The 25,578-nt window shown below is 33.3% G+C and carries 24 protein-coding genes; all 24 read left to right on the top strand.

Features of this window, described 5'->3' with window-relative positions:
• Positions 1 to 20: 20 nt before the first annotated feature.
• Positions 21 to 887 carry a peptide ABC transporter permease gene (locus CBR30_01205; protein PMQ02545.1) on the top strand — a complete coding sequence of 289 codons (867 nt, stop codon included), beginning with the start codon at positions 21 to 23 and terminating at the stop codon, positions 885 to 887.
• The gene (locus CBR30_01200; GenBank protein ID PMQ02298.1) at positions 859 to 1,293 is read left to right on the top strand and encodes an Asp23/Gls24 family envelope stress response protein; all 435 of its coding nucleotides are present in this window, start codon (positions 859 to 861) and stop codon (positions 1,291 to 1,293) included. Before CBR30_01205 ends, CBR30_01200 begins: the two co-directional genes overlap by 29 nt.
• 1 nt (position 1,294) lies before the next feature.
• Complete coding sequence (locus CBR30_01195) at positions 1,295 to 2,932, top strand: fatty acid-binding protein DegV (protein ID PMQ02297.1); 1,638 nt, start codon at positions 1,295 to 1,297, stop codon at positions 2,930 to 2,932.
• Positions 2,929 to 5,265: an ATP-dependent DNA helicase RecG gene (locus CBR30_01190; GenBank protein ID PMQ02296.1), complete on the top strand. Its 2,337-nt coding sequence runs from the start codon at positions 2,929 to 2,931 to the stop codon at positions 5,263 to 5,265. The genes CBR30_01195 and CBR30_01190 overlap by 4 nt, the downstream gene beginning before the upstream one ends.
• Positions 5,255 to 5,815 carry a 16S rRNA (guanine(966)-N(2))-methyltransferase RsmD gene (gene rsmD, locus CBR30_01185; GenBank protein ID PMQ02295.1) on the top strand — a complete coding sequence of 187 codons (561 nt, stop codon included), beginning with the start codon at positions 5,255 to 5,257 and terminating at the stop codon, positions 5,813 to 5,815. The genes CBR30_01190 and rsmD overlap by 11 nt, the downstream gene beginning before the upstream one ends.
• Positions 5,816 to 5,824: 9 nt before the next feature.
• Positions 5,825 to 6,319: a pantetheine-phosphate adenylyltransferase gene (locus CBR30_01180; protein ID PMQ02294.1), complete on the top strand. Its 495-nt coding sequence runs from the start codon at positions 5,825 to 5,827 to the stop codon at positions 6,317 to 6,319.
• Positions 6,309 to 6,719, top strand: a complete 411-nt coding sequence (locus tag CBR30_01175) for an ATPase (protein PMQ02293.1) — start codon at positions 6,309 to 6,311, stop codon at positions 6,717 to 6,719. Before CBR30_01180 ends, CBR30_01175 begins: the two co-directional genes overlap by 11 nt.
• A 101-nt stretch (positions 6,720 to 6,820) precedes the next feature.
• Positions 6,821 to 7,090: a 30S ribosomal protein S15 gene (locus CBR30_01170; GenBank protein PMQ02292.1), complete on the top strand. Its 270-nt coding sequence runs from the start codon at positions 6,821 to 6,823 to the stop codon at positions 7,088 to 7,090.
• A 2-nt stretch (positions 7,091 to 7,092) separates the two neighbouring features.
• Positions 7,093 to 9,174 carry a polyribonucleotide nucleotidyltransferase gene (locus CBR30_01165; GenBank protein PMQ02291.1) on the top strand — a complete coding sequence of 694 codons (2,082 nt, stop codon included), beginning with the start codon at positions 7,093 to 7,095 and terminating at the stop codon, positions 9,172 to 9,174.
• On the top strand, positions 9,174 to 10,430 hold the full coding sequence (locus CBR30_01160; protein ID PMQ02290.1) for a peptidase M16: 1,257 nt from the start codon (positions 9,174 to 9,176) through the stop codon (positions 10,428 to 10,430). Before CBR30_01165 ends, CBR30_01160 begins: the two co-directional genes overlap by 1 nt.
• The gene (locus tag CBR30_01155; protein PMQ02289.1) at positions 10,427 to 11,230 is read left to right on the top strand and encodes a 4-hydroxy-tetrahydrodipicolinate reductase; all 804 of its coding nucleotides are present in this window, start codon (positions 10,427 to 10,429) and stop codon (positions 11,228 to 11,230) included. The genes CBR30_01160 and CBR30_01155 overlap by 4 nt, the downstream gene beginning before the upstream one ends.
• A 1-nt stretch (position 11,231) precedes the next feature.
• Entirely contained in the window at positions 11,232 to 12,122 is an 891-nt protein-coding gene (locus CBR30_01150) for a 4-hydroxy-tetrahydrodipicolinate synthase (GenBank protein PMQ02288.1), read from the top strand.
• Positions 12,115 to 13,773, top strand: coding sequence for a ribonuclease J (locus CBR30_01145; protein PMQ02287.1), 1,659 nt, complete (start codon positions 12,115 to 12,117; stop codon positions 13,771 to 13,773). Before CBR30_01150 ends, CBR30_01145 begins: the two co-directional genes overlap by 8 nt.
• Position 13,774: 1 nt before the next feature.
• Positions 13,775 to 15,739, top strand: a complete 1,965-nt coding sequence (locus tag CBR30_01140; protein ID PMQ02286.1) for a cell division protein FtsK — start codon at positions 13,775 to 13,777, stop codon at positions 15,737 to 15,739.
• Between the two features lie 63 nt (positions 15,740 to 15,802).
• Positions 15,803 to 16,831 (top strand): BMP family ABC transporter substrate-binding protein, encoded by a 1,029-nt coding sequence (locus CBR30_01135; protein ID PMQ02285.1) that lies wholly within the window; start codon positions 15,803 to 15,805, stop codon positions 16,829 to 16,831.
• A gap of 62 nt (positions 16,832 to 16,893) precedes the next feature.
• A complete protein-coding gene (locus CBR30_01130) occupies positions 16,894 to 18,426 on the top strand; it encodes an ABC transporter ATP-binding protein (GenBank protein ID PMQ02284.1) in 1,533 nt (510 codons plus the stop codon).
• A complete protein-coding gene (locus CBR30_01125) occupies positions 18,423 to 19,514 on the top strand; it encodes a sugar ABC transporter permease (protein PMQ02283.1) in 1,092 nt (363 codons plus the stop codon). Before CBR30_01130 ends, CBR30_01125 begins: the two co-directional genes overlap by 4 nt.
• 1 nt (position 19,515) lies before the next feature.
• Positions 19,516 to 20,442, top strand: a complete 927-nt coding sequence (locus tag CBR30_01120; protein ID PMQ02543.1) for a branched-chain amino acid ABC transporter permease — start codon at positions 19,516 to 19,518, stop codon at positions 20,440 to 20,442.
• Positions 20,423 to 21,061: a 1-acyl-sn-glycerol-3-phosphate acyltransferase gene (locus tag CBR30_01115; GenBank protein ID PMQ02544.1), complete on the top strand. Its 639-nt coding sequence runs from the start codon at positions 20,423 to 20,425 to the stop codon at positions 21,059 to 21,061. Before CBR30_01120 ends, CBR30_01115 begins: the two co-directional genes overlap by 20 nt.
• Positions 21,058 to 21,684, top strand: coding sequence for a 1-acyl-sn-glycerol-3-phosphate acyltransferase (locus CBR30_01110; GenBank protein ID PMQ02282.1), 627 nt, complete (start codon positions 21,058 to 21,060; stop codon positions 21,682 to 21,684). The genes CBR30_01115 and CBR30_01110 overlap by 4 nt, the downstream gene beginning before the upstream one ends.
• Entirely contained in the window at positions 21,681 to 22,532 is an 852-nt protein-coding gene (gene ispH, locus CBR30_01105; protein ID PMQ02281.1) for a 4-hydroxy-3-methylbut-2-enyl diphosphate reductase, read from the top strand. The genes CBR30_01110 and ispH overlap by 4 nt, the downstream gene beginning before the upstream one ends.
• Entirely contained in the window at positions 22,502 to 23,839 is a 1,338-nt protein-coding gene (locus CBR30_01100) for a ribosome biogenesis GTPase Der (GenBank protein PMQ02280.1), read from the top strand. The genes ispH and CBR30_01100 overlap by 31 nt, the downstream gene beginning before the upstream one ends.
• Positions 23,836 to 24,444, top strand: coding sequence for an acyl-phosphate glycerol 3-phosphate acyltransferase (plsY, locus tag CBR30_01095; GenBank protein ID PMQ02279.1), 609 nt, complete (start codon positions 23,836 to 23,838; stop codon positions 24,442 to 24,444). The genes CBR30_01100 and plsY overlap by 4 nt, the downstream gene beginning before the upstream one ends.
• Before the next feature lie 58 nt (positions 24,445 to 24,502).
• On the top strand, positions 24,503 to 25,561 hold the full coding sequence (gene recA / locus CBR30_01090) for a recombinase RecA (GenBank protein PMQ02278.1): 1,059 nt from the start codon (positions 24,503 to 24,505) through the stop codon (positions 25,559 to 25,561).
• Positions 25,562 to 25,578: the final 17 nt, after the last annotated feature.

The raw sequence follows: 25,578 nt of genomic DNA, 5'->3' as shown, positions 1-25,578 counted from the left end.
AAATGGCCGTAGAAAATGTTATGAAAAGTCAGGGAGTTAGAAAACCAAGAAGCTTATGGAGAATTGCTATAAAAAGATTAATTAAGAATAAATTAGCGATTGTTGGCTTTATTATAGTATTAGTTTTTGTCATTGTTGCTCTATTTGCTCCCCATATTGCTCCTTACGATCCTCTACAAGTAGATTTGTCCAAATCCCTACTTCCTCCAAACAGAGAACATATTTTAGGAACTGACGAGTTTGGTAGAGACATACTAAGTAGACTAATCCATGGGGCTCGTACCTCTCTTCAAATTGCCTTTTTTGCTCAGATTATATCCATCTCCTTAGGAACTGTTATGGGACTAATTGCAGGATATTATGGCGGATGGATTGATGATCTTATAATGAGAATAGTAGAAATTCTTTTTGCCTTTCCTTTTCTTCTTTTCGTTATAGCGGTAGTGGCAACCTTAGGAACAGGCATTCAAAATTTATACATAGCGGTGGCTCTTATAGGATGGGCGGGCGTCTCAAGAATTGTTAGAGGACAAGTATTGAGTTTAAGAGAAAGAGATTTTATTGCCAGTGCAAAAGCAATTGGTGCATCAACATGGAGAATTCTATTTAGACATATTCTTCCCAATGCTTTATCTCCAATAATCATTGAGGCTACTTTAGGAATGGGCGGTATGATCATGTTAGAGGCTGGGTTAAGTTTTCTTGGCTTAGGTGTGCAGGCACCAACTCCAAGTTGGGGCTCTATGGTGCAGGCTGGATTAGCTTATTTGAGGAGTAGATGGTGGTATCCTGTAGCCCCAGGTGTTGTCATTATGATAGTAGTTTTTGGCTTTAATCTTTTAGGGGATGGTTTAAGAGATGCGTTGGATCCGAGATTATATATATAAGACTGGAAATAAATCTTCTCAAAGGTACTATACAGAGATTGGCTGGGTGGAAATCTCAGAGAATGCCATTGCTACATTGGCAAGTCTTTCTGCATTGCAAAGCTATGGTATAGTAGGAATGGCTGTTAGAAGTATAATGGATGGAATATCAGAACTCCTCCATTTAGAAGAGATAAATAAAGGGGTTCAAGTCCATGTAACTGAAGAGGGATTAATCATAGAGCTTTATGTAATTGTTGCTTATGGAGTGAGAATTCCAGAGGTTGCTCATAATGTTATGGAAAGAGTAAAATGGAATTTGGAGAGAATAACTGGCTTATCAATAAAAGAAATTAATGTGAATGTATGGGGAATAAGAGTTATGGAGGATAAAAAAGAAGAAACATTTAATTGGGAGGAAGGTTAGCTTGCAAAAGGTATTGGAGATAAATGGAGAATTATTAGAAAGTTTATTTGAAAATGCAGTAAATCAATTGGAACTACATAGGGAAGAGGTTGATTTATTAAATGTTTTTCCTGTACCCGATGGAGATACAGGCACAAACATGTTATATACATTAAAATCAACCCTTAATGAAATTAAAAAGCAAAAAGTTAAAACCTTGAAAAACGTTGCAGAATCTGCAATAAAAGGCTCACTTATGGGAGCAAGGGGAAATTCAGGTGTTATTCTTTCTCAGATAATAAGAGGATTCGCAGAGTATATAAGGGACAAAGAAAAAGTAGATGCAATTACATGGGTAAAGGCTTGGCAAGAAGCAACTAAGGTTGCCTATAGAGCAGTATTAAAACCAACAGAGGGAACAATTCTTACAGTACTTAGAGAAGGAGTTAAAGAAGCAACACGCTCCCTTAAGGATACAAAAGATATTGTAGAAATAACAAGGAGAATGTTGGAAAAAGCAAAAGAAGCCCTTTTAAATACTCCTAATCTTTTGCCAATTTTAAAAGAAGCCCAAGTCGTAGATGCAGGTGGACAAGGACTTGTTTATTTTTGGGAAGGATTCTATAGGGGACTATTAGGAGAAAGAATAAAGGTTGAGAAGGAAGAGACACTAATAAAAGAAAGACCTGAGTTAGAGGTAATTGAAAAACAGGTTCTTACATATCAGTATTGTACAGAGTTTGTCATTGTATCTCAGGAAAATGTCGATTTTTCAGAATTCAAAAGTTTCTTGCAATCGCAAGGAGATAGTATCGTAACTGCAGAGGCTCCTGGAATGTTAAAGGTCCACATACATACAAATAATCCTGGAAAGGTTTTGGATAAAGCTCTACAATTTGGAAGCCTATCAAGAATAAAAATAGACAATATGGCGGAACAGCATGAGGAGAGAATTAGAAAAGAGATAGATTCTCAAGCCACAAAAAAGAAGGAAGAAAAAGAGATTGGATTTGTGGTAGTTTCATGGGGAGATGGAATAAATGAAATATTTAGAAGCTTTTCTGTTGATTACATTATAAATGGTGGTCAAACACTAAATCCCAGTGTAGAATCATTGATTAGTGCTATTGAGCAGGTAAATGCAAAAAAAATCTTTCTATTTCCAAATAACAAGAATGTTATATTAGCAGCTCAACAAGTAGAAAAGTTATATAATGACAAGGTTATAATAATTCCGACAAAGCATGTTTTAGAGGGGATAAGAGCATTAATAGAATATAATCCAAGGGATTCCATTGAACAAATAAAGAGTAAATTTGAAAATAGCATTAATAAGATAAGAGTAGGTGAAGTAACTAAAGCCATTAGAGATTCAAATATAAATGGCTTTTCTATTAGTGAAGGAGATATATTAGGTATAGTTGATGATAAAATAGTGTATGTTGGTAAAAGTATAGAAGAAGTAGTTATAAATCTAATTAATAACATTATTAACCAGGAGAAAAAAATAGAGCTTATTACTTTGTATTATGGGAAGGAAGTTAGTAAAGAAGAGGCGGAAAAACTTTATAATAAATTAACAGAAACATATCCCAATTTAACTATTGAATTAATGTATGGTGGACAACCCTTTTACTATTACTACTTAGGGTTAGAATGAATGTTCTCAGTAAAGATCGCATAAAATTACTAAAAAGATTAAAGGAAATATTAGAGAACGAAATTTCTACTAATTATTCCGATAAAAGCATAAAATATGGTTTAGAAAAAACAACCAAAGCTATTATTAATCAATTTCCTCAATGGAAAGGATATTGGACTTCAAAAGTATTGGAGTTAATCACTGGTTATTCTGAAAAAAACTTAGAAGAGAGAAAAAAAGCTATATCCCAAATTTTTGATATTCTTGATTTAGCTATTGAATACTATACCGATGAGGATTTCTTCCAAAAACCTGTCCAGTTTATAAAAGGGGTTGGTCCAAAAAGGGCAAAACTACTGGAGAAGTTAGAGATACATACCTTAGAGGATTTAATATATTACTATCCAAGAGACTATGATGATCGATCCCGTTTAAAAAGGATATCACAAGTAGGAATAGGGGAAAAAGTCACTTTAAGGGTAAAAGTAATTGATTATGAGGAGGGAAAAACACCGTATAAAGGTATACCTATACTTCGTGCCAAATTAACAGATGGATCAAGTTTTATTTATGCTATTTGGTACAATCAAAAATTTATAAAGAAAAATATTCCTATCGGTTCAGAAATTTTACTCTCTGGAATTGTACAAAAAGGATACAGATACCTTGAGATAGAGAATCCAGAATATGAAATATTGGAGGAAGGAAAAGAGGAAACTTTACATGTAGGGAGAATTGTTCCTATCTATTCTTTAACTGAAGGTCTGTCTCAAAAGGTTATGAGACAGTTAATATATGATGTATTGAACCAGTACGCTCCCTTTATAGAAGATAATTTGCCACCAAGATTGAAAGAAAAATACAATTTAATGGATAAGCCTATTAGTGTATTTGAGAAGCATTTTCCTACATCCTTCCTATTAATGGGAAGTGCCACTAAAAGGCTTGTTTTTGAGGAACTTCTTTTGATGCAGATTCTTTTGGTACAAAAAAAGAAAGAGATTGAATTTTGCAATGCTCCTGTTTTTAAAACAGATACACCTTTAGTTAAAAAATTTATTGAAGATCTACCCTTTAAATTAACTCCTGCTCAAGAAAGGGTCTGGGAAGAGATAAAAGTGGATCTTGCTTCTGGAAGACCCATGCATAGGCTTCTTCAGGGTGATGTTGGTTCTGGTAAGACCATAGTCGCTGCACTTGCTATGCTACTTGCAGTAGAGAATGGGTATCAATCCGCCTATATGGCACCAACAGAAATTTTGGCAGAACAGCATTATAATAGGTTGTTCCCTATGTTTATGAAATATGGTATAGAGATTGCTCTTTTAACAGGCAGTACATCAAAAAAAGAAAGAAGATATATACTGGAATCTTTAAGAAATGGTACTTTACCTATTGTCATAGGTACCCATGCTTTAATTCAGGAGGAAGTAAAATTCAAAAAATTAGCTTTAGTTATCATTGATGAGCAACACAAGTTTGGAGTTATACAAAGGACTCAATTATGGGAAAAGGGAGATAATCCACATCTATTAGTCATGACCGCAACTCCTATTCCAAGAACCTTAGCCTTAACCATATATGGTGAGCTTGATGTTTCAGTTATTGATATGTTACCACCTGGAAGAAAACCAGTAAGTACATATTTATTCTCTTCTTCCGAAAGGAAGAAGGTTTATGAACTACTTGGAAAGGAAATTTTGGCTGGAAAACAGGCTTATGTGGTTTGTCCAACAATAGAAGAATCAGAAAAGATAGAGGCAGAATCTGCCACAAAAATTTATGAAAGACTGAAAAAGTTTTTCCCAAATTTTAATATTGGATTAATCCATGGACTTGTGCCAAGGGAAGAGAGAGTTAGGATCATGGAAGAATTTAGACAGGGAAAAATTCAAATATTAGTGGCTACTACAGTTATTGAGGTAGGTGTAGATGTTCCTAATGCATCGGTTATGGTTATAGAGGATGCTCATAGGTTTGGACTTGCCCAACTTCATCAATTGAGAGGTAGAATAGGAAGAGGTGAGACTCAATCTTTGTGTTTTCTTATAGCAAATCTAAGCTCTGAAGATGTAAAAGAGAGATTGGGAATCTTTGTTAAGACAAATGATGGATTTGTTATTGCTAACAAGGATTTGGAGTTACGTGGTCCTGGTGAATTTCTTGGAACAAAACAGCATGGGCTTCCAGATTTAAAACTTACTGATTTAACAAGGGATCTTAGAATTCTTGAAATCGCAAGAAAAGAAGCCTTTGAGATTTTAAATGAAGATCCAAATTTAGAGAAAGAAGAATATTCTCCTTTGAGAAAAAATATTGAAAATAAAAAGGTAAAGATCCTTGCCCCATGAGATAAAAATTCTGCATGGTGAATTAAAGGGTAAAACTATACAAACTTTGAAGGGTAAAAAATATAGACCTACCATGGAAATGGTAAGAATGTCTCTGTTTAATACTCTTAGATCATTCATTCAGGATTCTCTTTTTTTAGAATTATTTGCGGGATCAGGCATTATAGGTTTTGAGGCTCTAAGTATGGGAGCTAAAAAGGTTGTTTTTGTCGAGAACTACCTACCTGCAGTAAAACTTTTAAAAATTAATGCAAAAAGATTAGGTTTAGAGGGTAGGGTAGAAGTGTATAATTTTGATGTGTTTAAATTTCTTTCTAAAAATCCCTTAGAATCCTTTGATGTAATCTTTATGGATCCCCCATACGAATTGGGACCTAAAATAAAGGATGTCTTAGAGTTGTTAAGTATAAACAAATGGTTAAAGAGTAGTGGAATCATAGTTGTTGAACATCATAAGAAAATTGATCTTCCTGAGAGGGTTGATAAATTGAATTTAATTAATAAAAAAATTTTTGGTGAGACTCTTTTCAGTTATTACAAAATGGAGTAAAATTTTTATATGCTTAGAAGAGCAGTTTATCCAGGTAGTTTTGATCCTGTTACAAATGGTCATTTAGATATTATAAGAAGAGGAGCTAAAATCTACGATGAGCTTATTGTTGCTGTAGCTCAAAATGTAGCAAAAAAGCCCTTTTTCACATTAGAAGAAAGGTTGGAAATGCTAAGAGAAAGCGTAAAAGATATAGAAAATGTCAAAGTAGATTATTTTGATGGACTATTGGTAGAATATTTGAAGAAGGTTGATGCAAAGGTTATAATTAGAGGGTTGAGGGCAGTATCAGATTTTGAATATGAGTTTCAGCAGGCTTTAGCTAATAAAAAATTATATCCTGAATGTGAGACTGTTTTTTTGATAACTGATGCAAAATATGCATACCTAAGCTCAAGTATGGTAAAAGAGATAGCAAGATTTGGGGGATGTATAAAAGACTTGGTTCCTGATATAGTTGCGAAAAGCCTTTATAAAAAATTTAGAGGGAAAGATGTTAAATAGATCTATTGAGCTTATAAGTGAATTGAAGAAATTATTGGAAAAAAGTTTTGTAATACCTATAATAGATAGAGTAATCATTGATTATGACAGATTAAAATCACTTATTAATGAATTAGACCATATTCTGCCTAATGAAATAATAGAGGCAAATGAGATTTTGAAAAATAAAGATGAGATAATAGACGAAGCAAAAAAGGAAGCTGAAGCTATAGTTAAAATAGCAAGAGAGAAAGCGGATTATCTTTTAAATGAGAATACTATAACGCAGAGAGCAGAAAAGGAGGCAGAAGAGATAAAAAGAGAGGCAGAAAAGTATGCTTTATCTTTATTAATAAAAGTAGAAGAAATATTGAAAAAAGAACTGGCAATTATTGAAGAAGCAAAGAATCAATTGAAATAATATTGGAAAAAGTTTATTTGTGTGCTAAAATATTATTAACCTATAGTGATGGGTTACCATCGCTATAGGCGATTTTTTGGAATAAAGAAGGAGGTAACAGAATGGCTCTAACAAAGGAAGAAAAAAGAAGAATAATTGAAAAATTTAGAATCAACGAGAATGATTCAGGATCTCCTGAAGTACAGATTGCTTTGTTAACAGAAAAGATTAGGAAACTAACGGAGCATTTAAAGGTCCATAAGAAGGACTATCATTCTCGTGTGGGGCTTCTTAAGATGATTGGTAAAAGAAGAAAGTTGCTAAATTACTTGCAAGAAAAAGATGCAGAAAGATATAAAAAGTTGATACAAGAGTTAGGTTTGAGAAGATAATTATGCGGGAATCTTATACTTTTAAGCAGGAATTTGCTGGAAGAGATCTAATAATTGAGATTGGAAAAGTTGCTTGGCAGGCAACAGGCTCCGTCCTTATCAGATATGGAGAAACAGTGCTCCTTGTTACTGTTGTTGCCTCTGAGGAGCCAAGGGAAGATATTGACTTTTTCCCACTCACTGTTGAATATATTGAAAAACTTTATGCTGCTGGTAAAATTCCTGGAGGATTTTTAAAGAGGGAAGGAAAGCCTTCAGAAACCGAGATTTTAATGGCAAGACTTATTGATAGACCCTTGAGACCACTTTTTTCCAAGGATTTCAGACATGAGGTTCAGATAATAGTAACTGTTTTGGCAGTGGATCAATTAAACTATCCTGATGTGCCAGGAATTATTGGGGCTTCATGTGCAATAATGTTGGCAGGACTTCCTTTTAATGGTCCGGTAGGTGCTGTTCGTGTTGGATGGGATGGTAAAGATTGGTATATAAATCCAACAGCGGACATCTTCCCGAACCTTCTACTTAATTTAGTTGTAGCAGGTACAAAAGATAGAGTTTTTATGATGGAAGGTGACGGGGTAGAAGTTCCTGAAGATATTTTCATTGAGGGAGTTATAAGGGGTCATGAAGCTTTACAGGCATCCATTAAGATTCAAGAGGAAATTTTAGAGAAGATAAATCCTTCACCATTCCCTTATACTCCATATGTAATTGATGAAGAATTAAAGAATGATGTATTGAAGCTTACTACCGAAGAACAAATTTTGAATGCTATTCTAACACCAAGTAAGTCTGAGAGACAAAAAGCATTAGAAGATCTAAAGAAAAATATAGCAAAGTATTTAGAGCCCTTATATGGAGAGAAAGTTAAGCAGGTAGATGAAATCATAAATGAAATAGCAAAAAATCTCATCAAAAGATTAGTTTTAAAGGAGAAAAGAAGGGTAGACGGAAGAAAACTTGATGAAATCAGACCTGTAAGTTGTAGTGTAGGAGTATTACCAAGAGTACATGGTTCAGCATTATTCCAAAGAGGAGAAACTCAGGTTTTAACAGTAGCCACCTTAGGAGCTGGAGAAGAACAAATCATAGAAAGTGTAATTGAAAGCCCTCCTAAGAGATATATGCATCATTACAATTTCCCGCCGTACTCTGTTGGTGAAGTCAAACCATTGAGAGGTCCTGGAAGAAGAGAAATTGGACATGGTGCTTTAGCAGAAAGGGCTCTACTTCCATTAATACCTAAGGAGGAAGATTTTCCATATACCATTAGATTAGTCTCAGAGGTTTTATCCTCAAATGGTTCAACTTCTATGGCAAGTGTGTGCGGTAGTAGTTTGGCTTTAATGGACGCAGGTGTGCCGATTAAAACATCTGTTGCAGGAGTGGCAATGGGATTAATAAAAGATGGTGAAGAGTTTGAAATTTTAACAGATATACAGGGTTTAGAGGATGCTTTAGGAGGTATGGATTTTAAGATAGCTGGTACAAGAAATGGAATAACTGCTGTACAGTTAGATATTAAGGTAGATGGATTAACTTATGAGATTATTAAAAAAACTGTTTATCAGGCAAGAGAAGCTCGATTGAAAATTTTAGATATTATGGATAGTGTGATTTCTGCTCCAAGACCTGAGATATCTCCTTACGCTCCAAGAATTAAGGTTGTGGAAATTAATCCATCTAAGATAGGAGATTTGATTGGTCCAAGTGGGAAAAATATTAAAAAGATAATTGAAGAAACAAAAACCGAAATTAGCATAAAACCAGAAGGTTTAGTAATAATTTCTGCCCCTAATATGGAATCAGCGGAAAAAGCAGCTCAAATGGTCCAAGATTATACAAAGGATATTAAAGAGGGTGATGTTTTCTTAGGCAAGGTGGTTAGGGTAACAGATTATGGGGCTTTTATAGAAATTCTACCAGGTAAAATAGGCTTACTTCATATATCAAAATATAAGACTGTAAATCAAGGGAAGAAACAGGTAAGAGAAGAGGTAAATTTAGGGGATGAGATTTTAATTAAAGTGGAATCTATTGATCCACAAGGGAGGATTAGCTTAACAAGACGTGATATTTGATGAACCCGCAGTTTTTAACTTTAGACAATGGTCTTAAATTAATATTTGAACATACCCCCAATAGAAAAAGTGTAGATATTATTCTGTATGTTAATGTTGGTTCCCGAGATGAAAAAGAAGATGAGCATGGCATTACCCACTTATTAGAACATCTTCTATTTAAAAGTAATCACAAGAAAAGTAGAAATATCCATTTAGAAATAGATAGACTTGGTGGAGAAGTAGATGCTTTTACTACAAGAGAAGGAACCTATTTCACTTTAAAACTTTTGAGATCTCATTTTGTTAGAGGAATTAATCTCCTTTCTGAAATTATTCAAAACCCAGATTTTACAGAAAAAGATTTAACCTTAGAAAAAGAAGTAGTAAAAGAAGAGATTAGAATGTATAAAGATTCTCCCGAGGAAATTGTTTTGGACTTGTTTTTAAAAAGTTCACTCAATGGTCACCCATTAGCAAGAGAGATTTTAGGGACAGAAAAAACTGTTGAGTCTATCACTATAGAAAGATTGTTGGACTATTTTTATAAAAACTATACTCCTGATAATATGATTATTGCTATCAGTGGGGACTTATCTCTAAAAAAAGTAAGCAGTATTCTTGAGAGAGTTTTCATAAATAGAAAAATCGATATTGAAAAAGTAGAAGAAAATCCTAAATTTAATCCTAATAAAACTGTTGTTGAGGAGAAGTTTGAACAAGTACATATTCTTTATGGTACTGAGGGTTATAATCCAAAAGATGTAAAAAAGTTTTCTCTTTATCTTTTATCAATTATTTTAGGCGGTGGATTAAGCTCACGTTTATTTCAGGAATTAAGAGAAAAGAAAGGTTTAGTTTACAATGTTGAGAGTCAGGGAATAAACTTTAAGGATATTAGTATTTTTTCTGTTTATACAGCAACAAGTGAGAGATTTTTAGAAGAAACTTTATTCTCTCTTAAAAAAGAATTGGATAAAATAAAAAGCAATGGAATAAGTAAAGAAGAATTGGATATTGCAAAAAGACAAAGCATATACAACTTTCTAATGAGTATGGAATCTCCTAAATATCGTTTATATTATTATTTAGATTCTATCTTAATTTATGATAAGATTATTCCTTTTATTGATACTATTAAGAATATAAGAAGAGTAAAGCTTATTGATGTGTTGGATACAGTAGAGTCTATTTTTTATAGACCATTTTCTTTAACTATTGTAGGTCCTGTTAATAAACGTTTAAAAAATATAATAGAAAGAGGTGAGATTTTATGATAAAAGCTGTTCTTTGTGGAGCCTTGGGGAAAATGGGTACAGTTATAGGTAAAGCAATTGCTTTATCAAATGATATCCAATTGGTATCAGCAGTGGACCCTAAAGGTGCAGGTATTGAATATGGTAAGGTTATTGGAGTTGAAAATTTAAATATACCAGTTAGGGAAAAAATAGAGGATGTTTCAGAAGAATTTGATCTTATTGTAGACTTTACAAATGCTGAATCAGCATATAGGAATGTATTATATGTTCTAAACTTAGGTAAAAAGGCTGTGATAGGTACTACAGGACTTTCAAAGGATATGATAGAAGATATAAAAAGAAAAACTGAAGAAAAGAAATCTGCAGTTTTAATTGCACCAAACTTTGCTTTGGGAGCAGTATTAATGATTAAGATGGCTAAGGAATTAGTAAAATATTTTCCAGACGTAGAAATAGTTGAACTTCATCATAATGAGAAAATAGATGCACCTTCTGGAACAGCATTACTCACTGCGGAGATATTAGCGGAAGAGCTGAAAAAGAGAAATTTGTCTCATTTTGATGCAACTAAAATAGAAAAAATACCTAATGTAAGAGGTGGAAAAGTAGACAGTGTGAATATACATAGTGTAAGACTTCCTGGTTTGGTTGCCCATCAAGAGATAATATTTGGTGGAGTTGGGCAAATATTAACCATTAGGCATGATGCGATTAGTAGGGATTGCTATATTCCTGGTGTATTACTTGGGATCAGAGAAGTATATAAAAGAACAGGTTTCTTTTATGGTTTAGAAACTATTTTAGAAGAGGGTGAATAGCATGTCTTTTGGAAGATTGATAACAGCTATGGTTACCCCTTTTGACGAAAATGGTGAAATAAATTGGAAAGAGGTTGACAGATTAGTTGAAAAATTAATAAATGATGGATCGGACAGTATTTTAGTAACTGGGACTACCGGTGAAGCACCCACATTATCAAGGGAAGAAAAGCTTCAACTTTATGAAAGAGTTAAATTCTGTGCAAAAGGAAGAGTAAAAGTTATAGCAGGTACCACAAACTACTGTACAAAGGAGTCTGTTGAGTTAACAAAAGAGGCAGAAAAGATTGGAGTAGATGGGATTTTAGCTACAGCACCTTATTATAATAAACCCCCACAAGATGGGTTATATAAGCATTTTGGCGCAATTGCAGACTCCACTTCACTTCCTATAATTATTTATAATATACCATCAAGAACTGCTGTGAATATACTTCCAGAAACTTTATATAAATTGGCAAAAGATTTTTCAAATATAGTTGGAGTGAAGGAAGCAAGTGGCGATTTAAACCAGATATCAGAAATAAGAAGACTAATACCAAAACCTTTTTTACTTTATAGTGGAGATGATTCTATAACTTTACCATTATTAAGTGTGGGAGGGGATGGTGTTGTTAGTGTTGCATCCCACATTGTTGGTAAAGAAATAAAGGAAATGATAAATGCATATTTCTCTGGAGAAGTAAATAGAGCATATGAGATTCATCTAAAATTATTTCCAATTTTTAGGGCACTATTTTTAACGACAAATCCCATTCCTTTAAAAGAAGCTTTAAAATTATTAGGCTACAATGTAGGAAATTGTCGTCTCCCATTACCTCCAATTGATGAAAAGAATAGACAAGAACTTATAAAAAGATTAAAGGAGTTTGGATTTAGCATAAATGAGTAAAAATGAGAACAAAATAAGAATAATTCCTTTAGGTGGATTAGGGGAAATAGGAAAGAATATGCTCATCATTCAACAGAATGATGAGATTTTAGTTATTGATGCAGGATTAATGTTTCCAACTGATGAAATGTTAGGGATAGATTTTGTAATTCCTGACATCTCTTACCTTTTGTCTCAGAAGGAAAAGGTTAGAGGTATATTATTAACTCATGGACATGAGGATCATATTGGAGCTCTTCCCTATATTTTAAAAGATTTGAATGTGCCTGTTTATGGTACACCATTAACTCTCGGCTTAGTTGAAAGGAAATTGGAAGAATATAGTATTAGGGCAAATCTGCATAGTATAGTGGTAGGAGAGAGATTTAAAATAGGCTCATTTGTTATAGAATCCTTTAGACAGACCCATAGCATACCTGATTCAGTGGGGTATGCAATAGAAACAGAGGTTGGATTAATTGTTTTAAGTGGTGACTTTAAGTTAGACCAAAATCCTATTGATGGAAAGCCAACAGATTTTTCAAAGCTTGCTGAGCTTAGAGGGAGAGGGGTTTTAGCTTTAATATGTGATACAACAAATGTGGAGCAAGCAGGAATCACTCCTTCTGAAAGTACTGTTAAAGGAACTTTTGAAAACATATTTAGCCAAGCAAAAGGAAGGATATTTTTAGTTACTTTTGCATCTAATTTCCATAGAATACAACAAGCAATTGATGTTGCAATGAAGTATCATAGAAAAATTGCTATTGCAGGGAAAAGTTTGATAAATAATATTGAGGTAGCGAGAAAACTTGGCTATCTTCATCTTCCTGATGAAATGATTATAAACATAAGAGATGTAAATCATTTGTCTCCTGAAAAAGTATTAGTACTTTCTACAGGAAGTCAAGGAGAGCCTTACTCTGCCCTTGTTCTTCTTACTAATAATTCTTATAAGCAATTAGCTTTAAACCCTACAGATACTGTGGTTTTAGCCACAACCCCTATTCCAGGAAATGAAGTTATGGTCTCAAGGCTTGTAGATCAACTATTTAGAAAGGGATTAGAGGTAATATATGGAGAAAGCGCAGGGGTTCATGTATCAGGACACGCAGCACAAGAGGAGATTAAAATGCTTATAAATATATTAAAGCCTAAGTTCTTGATTCCATATCATGGAGAGTATAGACATTTGGTAATTTTTAAAAAATTGGCTCAAAGTTTAGGATATCCTCAAGAAAATATTAAGATATTAGAAAATGGATATGTCCTTGAATTGACTGGGGATAAAATGACAATTGTGGATAAAGTGGATGCAGGCAATGTTTATGTGGATGGATTAGGAGTTGGAGATGTTGGTAATATTGTTCTAAAAGAGAGAAGAAAACTTGCAGAAGATGGTGTTGTGGTAGTATCTTTATTATTAGATCAAAGTACAGGGTTAATATTAGAGGGACCAGAAATTATCTCAAAAGGTTTTGTTTTTGAGAAAGAGTCCGATGATCTATTCGAAATGGCAAGGCAAAAAGTAATTAAACTTTTCCAAGATCTTGCAAAAAATAATAAGAGTAAAGTAGACAAAAAGACTCTATTAAAAGAGACGTTAGAAAACTTTTTCTATCAAGAAATTAGAAGAAAACCAATTTTAATTCCCATACTATGGGAAATATAATATGCCAGAAAGAATTGCTGTAGGCATAGGAATAATTTTTTTTAATCTATTTGTAATTCTTTCTTGGATTTTTCCTCAAGGGGGAGGAAAATTTGGGAGAGTTTTGGTATCTTTTCTTAAAAATACTTTTGGCATTTATAATTTGGTATTCCTTTTATTTGAAAGCATAATAGTTTACTATCTTTTTAAAAAGGAAGTAAAAAGAAAGGATATTATAGCTCTTACCTCTTTATTCTTCAGTATATTTCTATTCGTTTCCCTCTTTCTTTTTATAGATGACTTACAAAGATTTGGGGGATTTGTCTCTCTTTTTCTAAAAAGATTCTTTTATAACTACTTGGGAGTTTCTGGAATTCTCTTGCTCTCTTTATTCTTGTTATTTCTTAGCCTCTATAATTTTTCTTTATTTTCAAGAGCCCAAATTCCTAAAAAAATAAAAAGAACTAAAGAAGTAAGAAGAGAGATAGGAAAACCCAAAGTTATAAAGCAGGAAACAAAAGAGGAATCGTATTCTGCTAATTTACAATTTACTACTAACAAAACAGATGTTCAAATTAAAAAAACCTTTCCACCACCTTTGGATTTACTCTCTCCTAATGTAGGTGCAAGAGATGAAGAGGAAGATTTGGAAAAGTTGGCAAGAAAGATAGAGGAAACTCTTAAAAATTTCAAAATAGAATCAAAGGTTGAGGAGTATCACGTAGGTCCATCAGTAATTAGATTTGATATCTCAATAGCTCCTGGAGTTAGAGTTAGTAAAATATTAAGCTTATCTAATGATTTAGCTTTGGCTTTAGCAGTTCCAAGTATCAGGTTTGAGACCCCAGTCCCTGGGAAATCTTTGGTAGGAATTGAAGTTCCAAGAAAAAAACCTTCAAAAGTATATTTGAGAGAGATTTTAGAAAGCAAAGCTTTTCAGAATACAAACTATTCTTTACCTATTGCTTTAGGTAAAGATTTGGCAGGAAAGCCTCAAGTAGGAAACTTGGCGGATATGCTTCATCTTTTAATTGCGGGAACTACAGGCTCTGGTAAGAGCATGTTTATAAATACATTGATAATTAGTCTTCTTTATAAGCATGAGCCCTATAATTTGAAATTTTTAATGATAGACCCAAAAAGAGTTGAACTATCCATGTATAACAGACTTTATAAAAAGTATTTATGGTATCCAGTAATAACAGAATACAGTGAGGCTTCTTCAGTTTTGAAATGGGCGATATATGAGATGGAGAGAAGATATAAAATCTTTGCAGAAGAAGAGGTACGAAATATTGATGAATATAACAATAAAGGGCTTAATAAAACAAGAGAAAATTTGCCATATGTAGTGATAATAATAGACGAATTGAATGATTTAATGATGGTTGCGCCCAAAGAAATAGAAGATATGATATGCAGATTAGCTCAAAAGGCAAGAGCAGGTGGGATTCATTTGGTTGTTGCTACGCAAAGACCATCTGTAGATGTTATAACTGGATTAATTAAAGCAAATATTCCATCCAGAATAGCTTTTGCTGTATCATCTCAGGTTGACTCCAGAATAATTATAGATGATAATGGGGCTGAAAAATTATTAGGAAAGGGAGATATGTTATACCTTCCTATAATGAGTACTACACCTATAAGATTGCAGGCTCCCTTTATAGAAGAAATGGAAATAAAAAAAGTTGTTAACTATTTATCAGATATTTATTCTGGGCTTGATTCATCATTAAACTTAGATGTTACCAAGAAAGAGGAAGAAAAAATTGATGATCTTTCAGAAGATCCTCTTCTTCCTCAAGTAATTGAACTATTAGAAGGTAGAAAAATAATATCAACTTCATATATTCAAAGAAGATTTAGAATAGGTTATAATAGAGCAGCACGAATTTTAGATATATTAGAGGAAAAAGGATATGTAGCATCACAAGGAGAAGGAAAACCTAAGAAAGTGTTAAAAGGAGGTGATATAAAAAATTAAAAAATCTATCTTAAAAAATCTTTGCTATCAATAATTATTAATTATTTCTTAGGAGGTGTTAATATGCGTCGTTGCTTGATTGCTATATTAATTTTATCCTTAGTAATTTTAGCTTTATCTCCCACTTATGCTCAAAAGAAGGTTAGGATTGGAATAGTTTATGATGTTGGGGGAAGAGGAGATAAATCATTCAATGATGCTGCTTATGCAGGATTACAGAAAGCAATTAAATTACTAAAGGTTGAAGGAAAAGATATGGAGCCAGGACCTGGAGGTGCAAACAGAGAAGAGTTATTGAGAACATTAGCTGAGCAAAACTATGATTTAGTAGTTGGTGTAGGATTCTTATTTACTGATGCTATAATTAAGACTGCTAAGGAATTTCCAAATGTTAAATTTGCTATTGTTGATGGTGATGTAGGAGACCTTCCTAATGTAGCTTCCCTGTTATTCAACGAGCATGAAGGCTCATTTTTAGTTGGAGCAATTGCTGGCTTATTAACTAAAACAAATGTCATAGGATTTGTAGGAGGAATGGATATTCCATTAATTCATAAATTCGAAGTAGGATATAAAGCTGGTGCAATGTATGTAAATCCAAAAGTAAAGGTTCTAATTAACTACATAGGTGTTACTGGAGAAGCCTTCAAGGATCCAGTAAAAGGTAAAGAGCTTGCTTTAGCACAATATAAACAAGGTGCAGACATAATTTATCATGCATCTGGCGCATCAGGAGAAGGAGTATTTGAAGCAGCAAAAGAAACTGGAAAATATGCTATTGGAGTAGATTCTCCTCAAGCCTGGATAGCTCCTGGAAGAATTATTACAAGTATGTTAAAGAGAGTGGACGAAGCAGTATTCTTAACAATTAAGGATGTTGTAGAAGGAAAGTTCAAAGGCGGAAGAAAGTATTTTGGATTAGCTAATAAAGGTGTGGACTACGAGTATGATGAATATACAAAACCATTAATCCCAAGTAATGTAAAGGGTAGAGTTGATGCTCTTAAATCTTCTATCATTGCAGGAAAGATTGTTGTTCCATACGATGATAAGACTTTTGAAGAGTTTAAGGCAAAATATTTGAAGAAGTAAAAAATTATAAAGTTCCCCCTGTCTAAAAAGGCAGGGGGAACTTTATTTGGGGAGGATAGAAAGTGGAAGAGATAATTAGAATGGAAGAAATAGTAAAAACCTTTCCTGGAGTTATAGCGAATGATCATGTTAGCTTATCTATTTATAACAAAGAGATCCATGCAATTGTTGGTGAAAATGGAGCTGGTAAATCTACACTAATGAAAATACTCTATGGTCTATATAGACCTGATAGAGGAAAAATATTTGTAAAAGGGAAACAAGTTCAAATAAATGAGCCAAGGATTGCAATTTCTCTTGGAATTGGAATGGTGCATCAACATTTTATGCTTATACCTAATTTTACTGTTGCTGAGAATATTATTCTTGGAGCAGAACCTAAAAATAATATTACTTTAGATTATAAGAAGGCTATTGAGAAGATAAATGAAATTTCAAATAGCATTGGATTTAAGATTGATCCTAATGAAAAAGTTGAAAATCTGTCTGTGGGGCAAGCCCAGAGAGTTGAAATTTTAAAGCTTCTCTATAGAGGAGCGGACATTTTGATTCTTGATGAGCCTACAGCTGTACTTGCTCCTCAAGAGGTAGAGGAGCTTTTTTATAATCTTAGAAAACTAAACGAGCAAGGAAAAACAATAATTTTCATTTCTCATAAATTAAATGAAGTGCTTGAAATTTCCCATAGAGTAACAGTAATGCGTAGAGGAAAAGTAGTAAAAACATTGAATACAAAAGATACAAATAAACAGGAATTAGCTCAATTAATGGTTGGTAGGGAAATCTTTTTGCAGACGAGCAAGGGACCATATAATCCCGGAAGCGAAATCTTAAGGGTAGAAAACCTATCTGTAAAAAGCAGAAGAGGGCTTTTAGCTGTAAAGAATGTAAGTTTTAATGTTAGAGAAGGGGAGATTGTTGGAATCGCTGGGGTAGAAGGAAATGGACAAACAGAATTAATTGAGGCTATTGTTGGTTTATTACCTGTTGAAAAAGGTAAAATTTTAATTAAGGGAAAGGATTTTACAAAAAGTTCTGTTTTAGAGAGGAGAGCAATTCTTGGTCATATACCTGAGGATAGACATAAGAGGGGATTAATTCTTGATTTTTCGGTAGCAGAAAATTGTATATTAGGTCTTCATCATTTACCGAAATTTTCTAAAGGATTGCTTTTAGATTACAAAAAAATTTTTGATCATGCGGATAGCATAGTAAAGGAATACAATGTTGCAACCCCTAATTTAAAAATACCTATTAGGAATTTATCAGGTGGAAACCAACAAAAAATTGTAGCAGGTCGAGAAATGAGTACTTCACCTTATTTACTAATTGCTGCACAGCCTACAAGAGGATTGGATATTGGTGCTACTGAGTTTGTTCATTCATTGCTTGCCAGATTAAGAGATCAAGGAAAAGCTATCCTGCTTATTTCTTCCGATTTAGATGAAATATTTAATCTTAGCGATAGGATTCTTGTTATGTACAATGGTGAGATTGTTGGAGCCTTTTACACAAAAGAAACTGATGAAAAAGAGATAGGTTATTATATGATGGGAGTAAAGAGAAAAGAATTGGCAAAGGAGGCTTTAAGTTGAGAGTAGGATCTTTTCTTAAAGATTTACTTTGGAATATTTTAAGTCCAGCAATTTCAATTATATTAGCTTTAATTTTAGGGGGGTTTGTAATTTTAGCATTAGGATTTAATCCTTTAAAAATATATCCAGAGGTTATAGGTTTTGCATTGGGAAATCCTGTAGGATGGGGATATGTTCTTTTTAATGCTACCTCTTTAATTCTTGCTGGACTTGCTGTTGCAGTAGCTTTTAAGGGTGGATTGTTTAATATTGGAGTTGAAGGACAAATTTTAGTTGGAGGAATGTTGTCCGCTGTTGTAGGGCTCTATCTACCAAAGATGCCTTGGTTTATTCATTTACCAATAGTTTTATTATTTGCTGCAATTGGAGGAATGATCTGGGCTTTTATTCCAGGAATATTAAGAGCAAAATTAGGCGTGCATGAAGTTATAAATACAATTATGATGAACTGGATAGCCTATGCATTAACTAATTATTTAGTAATTAATGTGGTAAGGGAGACAGGGGTAAGATATCCTCTGCCTCAAACATCTGAACTTCCCCCTTCAGCTACCCTTCCAAGATTAGGTGTACTTTTCCAAAGTATTGGTATAAATATACCAGAAAGTAATCCTTTAAATGCATCTTTGCTTATAAGCATCTTAATGTTGATTCTTGTATATCTTTTATTATGGAGAACCAGATTAGGCTACGAGATAAGAGCTATTGGAAGCAATCCACTTGCAGCTGAAAATGGAGGAATTGTGATATCAAGAACCATTTTATTGACAATGCTACTAAGTGGAGCAATAGCAGGATTAACAAGTATTAACGATGTATTGGGGTATAGACATAGATTTTTGGATAACTTTACCCATGGTATTGGATTTACTGGAATTGCTGTTGCTTTATTAGGTAAAAACCATCCTGTGGGAATATTTTTCTCTGCTCTTTTATTCGGTGCTTTAGATAGAATGGCGATTGGTATGGATGTATTTACTCATATCCCCAGGGAAATAATCTCAATTCTTCAAGCCATTATAATAATTACAGTTGCTGTAGGGAATGAAGTATTATCAAGATTTATTAAAAGAAGGAGGAAGAAATAAAATGTTGATGTCCATCTTTTCCTGGGAAACAATTGCTTCAGCAATAAGAATGACAACACCACTTGCCTTTGCCTCCTTAGGTGGTGTCTATTCTGAGAGGAGTGGTGTTGTTAATATAGCTTTGGAAGGAATAATGCTTGTTGGTGCCTTTTCTGCAGCAGTTTTCGTCTACTTTTTTAATAATCCATGGTTTGCAATATTTATGGCTGGTATCTCAGGAGTTTTATTTTCTCTTATCCATGCAATAGTTTCTATTAATTTTAGAGTGAACCAGATAATAAGTGGAGTTGCATTAAATATGTTAGCAACAGGAGGAACAACCTTCCTTTCAAGGTTGATATTTAAGGCTGCTGGATCTTCTCCCCATTTAGAAGGGCTTAAACCATGGTCTATTCCTATTCTTTCTTCCATTCCTGGGATTGGAAAAATCTTTTCCGATCTTTCTCCTTTGATAGTAATTATGTTCTTGTTTGTAATATTATCACACTTCATACTTTTCAAAACCGTTTTTGGTTTAAGATTAAGATCAGTTGGAGAAAATCCCCAAGCTGCAGATACCTTAGGAGTAAATGTTTATCTATATAGATATATTGGAGTACTGATAAGTGGATTTTTAGGTGGTTTAGGTGGGGCTTTCTTATCCTTAGAACATGCAAGAGTCTTTGTGGAGACAATGACTGTTGGAAGAGGTTATATTGCATTAGCTGCCATGATTTTTGGTAAATGGACTCCTTTTGGTTCCCTTTTTGCATGTTTTCTTTTTGGTTTAGCTGAGGCTGTAAGAATGAGAATAGAAGGTGTAGGAATTCCCACCCAATTTATTCAAATGATACCATACGTCTTAACAATGTTGGTACTTGCAGGAGCAGTAGGAAGAGCTATTCCTCCAGCGGCAGATGGAATTCCTTATGAGAAAGAAGAAGTATAGTTTTCAAATATTTGTATATAAAGAATTAGCTACCATATTTAGAATACTCCTCAGGATATTCTATAAGTTTGAGATAAAGGGAATTGAGAATATTCCTAAGGAAGGTCCAGCTATTATTGCTCCAAATCATAGAAGTAGCTTAGATGTTATTGTTATTGCTTCAGCTATTCCACGCCCTATAAAAGCCTTGGGAAAAATAGAAAGGTTTAAGTATCCCATATTTGGAAGGTTTGCAAGATATTTAGGGGGAATTCCTGTAGATAGAGAGCATCCAGATAAATCTACTATAAAAACTGCCCTTGAGATTTTAAAAAATGGAAATCTGCTCTTAATATTTCCTGAGGGTACTCGCATTGGAAGTCACAAAAAAATAGAATCAGCAAAGAGAGGAGTAGCTTACTTTGCCTCAAAAACAAATGCCCCTATTATACCAACTGCCATAGTTGGTGCAGATAAGATATGGCCTCCCGAAAGAAGGATACCTAAAATGAGAGGAAAAATTAAAGTGGTTTTTGGAGAGCCCATGTATTACTCCTATGGGAGAAGTAAGATAGAGGAGGAAGAATTCACAAGACGATTGATGGAAACAATAAATACACTTCTGGTGATGGAAAAATGAAAGATAGAGTATCTAAGTTTTTTTATAGACTTATAGCAAGAACTGTAAGATTTTTGTTGAAGTTGATATGGAAATATGAAGTAAAAAATATAGAAAACCTACCTGATCCACCGTATTTAATAGTAGCAAACCATCTAAGTCTATTAGATCCATTTATTATAGGTGCTATTTATGATTTTAGGCTTTATTATTTAGCTAAACAGGAAATTTTTAAATTTCCTCTTACAAGGCCACTTATTAGGTGGCTTGGAGGTATTGATGTAGATAGAAAAGATTTTAAAAAGGACTCTTGGAAAAGAATAAAAAGATTAATAGAAGATAAAAATATCTTGGTAATTTTCCCTGAAGGGACAAGAAATGAAAATCCCGAGAAAGGACTTCTTCCTCTTAAGGCAGGTGCATCTGTTCTTGCCATGCAATATGGTCTTACTATTGTTCCTATGGGGATCATAGGTACGGATAAGGTTTGGAAAAGAGGTAAAATTTTGCCAAATTTGAACTACAAAGTTTTAGTTAAAATTGGTAAACCCATTAAAGTTGATAAGATATTAAAACCAACAAAGGATGATATAATTAAGTTAAATAATAAGATTAAAGAAGCTATTTCAAACTTAATATCATGATTGTTTATGTAATTAAACCGTTTGGATTTTGCTCTGGTGTTAGGCGATCTATAAATTTAGCTTTAGATATAAAGAAGAATAGAGATGAGGTTTATACCTTAGGTGCATTAGTGCATAATCCAAAAGTAATTGAGGAACTTGAAAGGGAAAATATTAAACTTTGGAGTTCTCAGGAGAAGCCAAAAAATAAAACATTACTTATTAGAGCTCATGGCCTTCCTTGGTATGAGGTTGAGGAGTATAAGAGTTTAGGAAATGAAATATTTGACGCAACTTGTCCATTAGTTAAAAAGGTCCAAAAGATAGTGGAATTTTTGGTTAATAATAAATATAGTGTAATTATTATTGGGGAAAAAAAGCACCCAGAAGTGAAAGGTATATTAAGTTATGCTAAAGGAAATGGCTTTGTGGTACAAAATAAAGATGATCTTGATATTGTTAAAAATTTAAGAAGGGTTGGAATTGTTTCACAGACTACTCAAAATTGGGAAGAAGTGAAAGAATTGATATATTATATTTTAGATTTTCCAAAGGAAATAAGAATTTTTAATACTATATGTCCTGAGGTGGAAGAAAGACAGAAAAAGGCGGAGGAAATTTCCAAAGAAGTGCATGTCATGCTGGTTTTAGGTGGAAAAAATAGTGCAAATACGAAACGTCTTTTTCAAATTTCTTCTAAAAATACCACTACTTATCATATAGAAAATGTAGAAGAATTGAGAAAGGATTGGTTTGATAATAACAAAGTTGTTGGTATAATAAGTGGTACTTCGACTCCTGATGATATTATAAAAGAGGTAATAGAAAGGTTGAGAGAATGGTATCCTTTAGAGATTTCTTATCGTTAAATAAGGATATACCCCTTGTAAGCATATTGGGAAGACCAAATGTTGGAAAATCCACACTATTTAATAGACTCTCTGGGGAGAAGAAGGCTATAACTGCAGATATCCCAGGAGTTACCCGAGATCCATTGGTACATTTATGTGAATATGAAGGAAAAACATTCTATCTCGTAGATTCCGCAGGATGGGGCATATCTGATTCCCTACAAGATATAATTCATGAGAGAATAATGAATGTAATAGAATCAAGTGATCTACTTTTATTTATTGTGGATGGTAAGGAAGGATTAACCAGCTTAGATTATGAATTTGTTGATATTTTAAGAAAAACAAATAAAAAAGTTATCTTAGTTGTTAATAAAATGGAAGGCAAAATAGATAGGGAGGATAAAATTGCTGAATTTACATCTCTTGGTTTTGACACCATCATACCAATATCTGCATTACACAAAGAAAATATAGATGAGCTTTTAGCGAAGATCTTAGAGTATATTCCTAATACTTACACTTACAAAGAAGAGGAAAAAATTATTAAATTTGCCTTTGTGGGAAGACCAAATAGTGGAAAATCGTCTCTCCTTAATGCACTTATTGGTATGGAAAGAAGCATAGTAAGTGAGATACCAGGCACTACTCGTGATGCTGTTGATATTTTATGGAATTATAATAGCAAAAATTATCTTATTGTTGATACTCCTGGATTAAGAAGACCTGCAAGAGTTGAGGAGGGGCTTGAAGAACTTTCTGTCAGAAAGACTTTACAAACAATAAAAAAAATAGATATCGCTCTTATGGTTATTGATCTTTCAATTGGTATTAGAGAACAAGAAAAAAGAATATTGCATTATATAGAGGAACAAGGAAAATCTTGCCTAATAATTTTTAATAAAACAGACCTTATTCCATCTCTTCAAGAAAGGAGGGAATTAGAAAAGTTATTAAAAACTCAATTAACTCCTTTTGATTATTTCCCATATATATTTACCTCCGCTATAAGAAACTATAATGTGAAAAAGATTATCCCGTGGGTTGATAAACTATATGAGGTTAGGAATATGAGAGTACAAACCTCTACCTTGAACCAATTTTTAAGAGAGATTTTAGATAAAGTAAACTTTAGTAGAAAAGGAAAACTATTAAAAATCTACTATATTACGCAGGTAGATGTATCTCCACCAAAGTTTGTAATCTTTGTAAATGATCCAGAACTTGTAAAAGAAAATGTAATAAATTTTTTAGAGAATAAAATTAGAGGGAAGTTTTCTTTTGTAGGAACCCCATTAAAATTTGAAGTGAGAGGGAGAGAATGATAAAGGGAATTTTAATGATTATCGCTGGTTACCTTTTGGGTTCAATTCCAAGCGCTCTAATTGTTGGTAAGTTGTGGAAGAATATTGACATAAGAAATTATGGAAGTGGAAATCTTGGGGCAACAAATGTATTGAGAGTTTTAGGTCCTATTCCAGCATTAATAACCGCTATAATGGATGTAGGTAAAGGTATTTTAACTGTTTCTTTAGCCCAATACTTTCTGCAAAATAATAATGTATTTATTATTCTTGCTTGTATTTCCGCAATTGTTGGACACTCTTGCCCTATTTTTGCAAATTTTAGAGGGGGAAGGAGTGTAGGTGTAAGTGGAGGTATTCTATTTTGGTTATTTCCAAAAACAACTCTCTTATGTTTAGTTATAGCCTTTACCATTGTTTATTTAACAAAATATAAATCTGTGGGTTCTATTATCTCAGCAATAATATATCCTTTTCTTCTTTCCATTTTTGAAAAGCCATCTATTGAGTACTTTATAGTAGTCTTATTTGCATCAATTTTTGTTATATTTCGTCACATACCTAATATAAAGAGGTTGATTCAAGGGAAAGAACATAAAGTAGAATGGTTTAAAAATAAAAATTGACAAAATTAATTGTAAGCTGTTAAACTTATTTTAGAAAAATAGATAAGGAGAATATAAAATGGAGAGGGAGAAAAATTTAGAGTCTGCAATTTCCCAAATAGAGAAACAGTTTGGTAAAGGTGCTATAATGCGGTTAGGAAGCACAGAACGCTTCCAAGTAGCAGTGATTCCTACCGGAATCCTTACCTTAGACTATGCCTTAGGAGTTGGAGGAGTGCCAAGAGGAAGGATTATTGAGCTTTATGGACCAGAAGGTTCTGGAAAAACTACTGTTGCATTGCAAATTATAGCATCTGCGCAAAAGTTAGGGGGAGTTGCAGCTTTTATTGATGCAGAACATGCTTTGGATCCAAATTATGCTAAAAAATTAGGCGTAAATTTAGATAATCTTCTCATCTCCCAACCAGATACTGGTGAGCAAGCCTTAGAGATAGCAGAAATTCTTGTGAGAAGTGGAGCTGTGGATGTAATAGTTATAGACTCTGTTGCTGCATTAGTTCCAAGAGCAGAATTAGAAGGTGAAATGGGAGATGCCTATATAGGTTTACAAGCTCGTTTAATGTCTCAAGCTTTAAGGAAGCTAACAGGAGTAATTAGTAAATCTCAAACAGTTGCTATCTTTATTAATCAATTGAGGGAAAAGGTAGGAGTATTTTTTGGGAATCCTGAGACAACTCCTGGTGGTAGAGCTTTAAAATTTTACGCTTCTGTAAGAATTGAGGTAAAGAAATCTGAGACAATGAAAGAAGGATCAGAGGTAACAGGTACAAAGGTTAAAATAAAAGTAGTGAAAAATAAAGTCGCACCTCCCTTTAAAGAAGGAGAGTTTGAGCTTATTTATGGAGAGGGAATTTCAAGGGAAGGCTGTATTTTAGATACAGGTGTTGAGACAAATATTATTGAAAAAAGCGGAACCTGGTTTATTTATAAAGATATACGCCTTGGACAGGGGAGAGAAAATGCTAAAAATTACCTAAAAGAGCATCCTGAGATTGCAGATGAGATAGAAAGAGAAATAAGAAAAATATGGGGATTTGAAGATAATATCTCTATTGAGAAAAAGGAAGAGACTCCTCCCACTTTAGAAAAGTCTACAAAAAGAACTTCAAAATCTTGACAATTTTCAAATAGATT

The sequence above is a fragment of the Dictyoglomus sp. NZ13-RE01 genome (assembly GCA_002878375.1).
GTDB lineage: Bacteria > Dictyoglomota > Dictyoglomia > Dictyoglomales > Dictyoglomaceae > NZ13-RE01.
This window is presented reverse-complemented; position numbering and strand designations above follow the sequence as displayed.

Bases quoted from the DNA above. Each gene is read 5' to 3' on its own strand.
- ispH (PMQ02281.1), top strand. From the start codon at position 21,681: ATGATTGTTTATGTAATTAAACCGTTTGGATTTTGCTCTGGTGTTAGG.
- CBR30_01170 (PMQ02292.1), top strand. From the start codon at position 6,821: ATGGCTCTAACAAAGGAAGAAAAAAGAAGAATAATTGAAAAATTTAGA.
- CBR30_01165 (PMQ02291.1), top strand. From the start codon at position 7,093: ATGCGGGAATCTTATACTTTTAAGCAGGAATTTGCTGGAAGAGATCTA.
- CBR30_01155 (PMQ02289.1), top strand. From the start codon at position 10,427: ATGATAAAAGCTGTTCTTTGTGGAGCCTTGGGGAAAATGGGTACAGTT.
- CBR30_01190 (PMQ02296.1), top strand. From the start codon at position 2,929: ATGAATGTTCTCAGTAAAGATCGCATAAAATTACTAAAAAGATTAAAG.
- CBR30_01205 (PMQ02545.1), top strand. From the start codon at position 21: ATGAAAAGTCAGGGAGTTAGAAAACCAAGAAGCTTATGGAGAATTGCT.
- CBR30_01200 (PMQ02298.1), top strand. From the start codon at position 859: ATGCGTTGGATCCGAGATTATATATATAAGACTGGAAATAAATCTTCT.
- CBR30_01120 (PMQ02543.1), top strand. From the start codon at position 19,516: ATGTTGATGTCCATCTTTTCCTGGGAAACAATTGCTTCAGCAATAAGA.
- CBR30_01150 (PMQ02288.1), top strand. From the start codon at position 11,232: ATGTCTTTTGGAAGATTGATAACAGCTATGGTTACCCCTTTTGACGAA.
- CBR30_01140 (PMQ02286.1), top strand. From the start codon at position 13,775: ATGCCAGAAAGAATTGCTGTAGGCATAGGAATAATTTTTTTTAATCTA.
- plsY (PMQ02279.1), top strand. From the start codon at position 23,836: ATGATAAAGGGAATTTTAATGATTATCGCTGGTTACCTTTTGGGTTCA.
- CBR30_01115 (PMQ02544.1), top strand. From the start codon at position 20,423: ATGAGAAAGAAGAAGTATAGTTTTCAAATATTTGTATATAAAGAATTA.
- recA (PMQ02278.1), top strand. From the start codon at position 24,503: ATGGAGAGGGAGAAAAATTTAGAGTCTGCAATTTCCCAAATAGAGAAA.
- CBR30_01175 (PMQ02293.1), top strand. From the start codon at position 6,309: ATGTTAAATAGATCTATTGAGCTTATAAGTGAATTGAAGAAATTATTG.
- CBR30_01180 (PMQ02294.1), top strand. From the start codon at position 5,825: ATGCTTAGAAGAGCAGTTTATCCAGGTAGTTTTGATCCTGTTACAAAT.
- CBR30_01145 (PMQ02287.1), top strand. From the start codon at position 12,115: ATGAGTAAAAATGAGAACAAAATAAGAATAATTCCTTTAGGTGGATTA.
- CBR30_01110 (PMQ02282.1), top strand. From the start codon at position 21,058: ATGAAAGATAGAGTATCTAAGTTTTTTTATAGACTTATAGCAAGAACT.
- CBR30_01135 (PMQ02285.1), top strand. From the start codon at position 15,803: ATGCGTCGTTGCTTGATTGCTATATTAATTTTATCCTTAGTAATTTTA.
- CBR30_01100 (PMQ02280.1), top strand. From the start codon at position 22,502: ATGGTATCCTTTAGAGATTTCTTATCGTTAAATAAGGATATACCCCTT.
- CBR30_01160 (PMQ02290.1), top strand. From the start codon at position 9,174: ATGAACCCGCAGTTTTTAACTTTAGACAATGGTCTTAAATTAATATTT.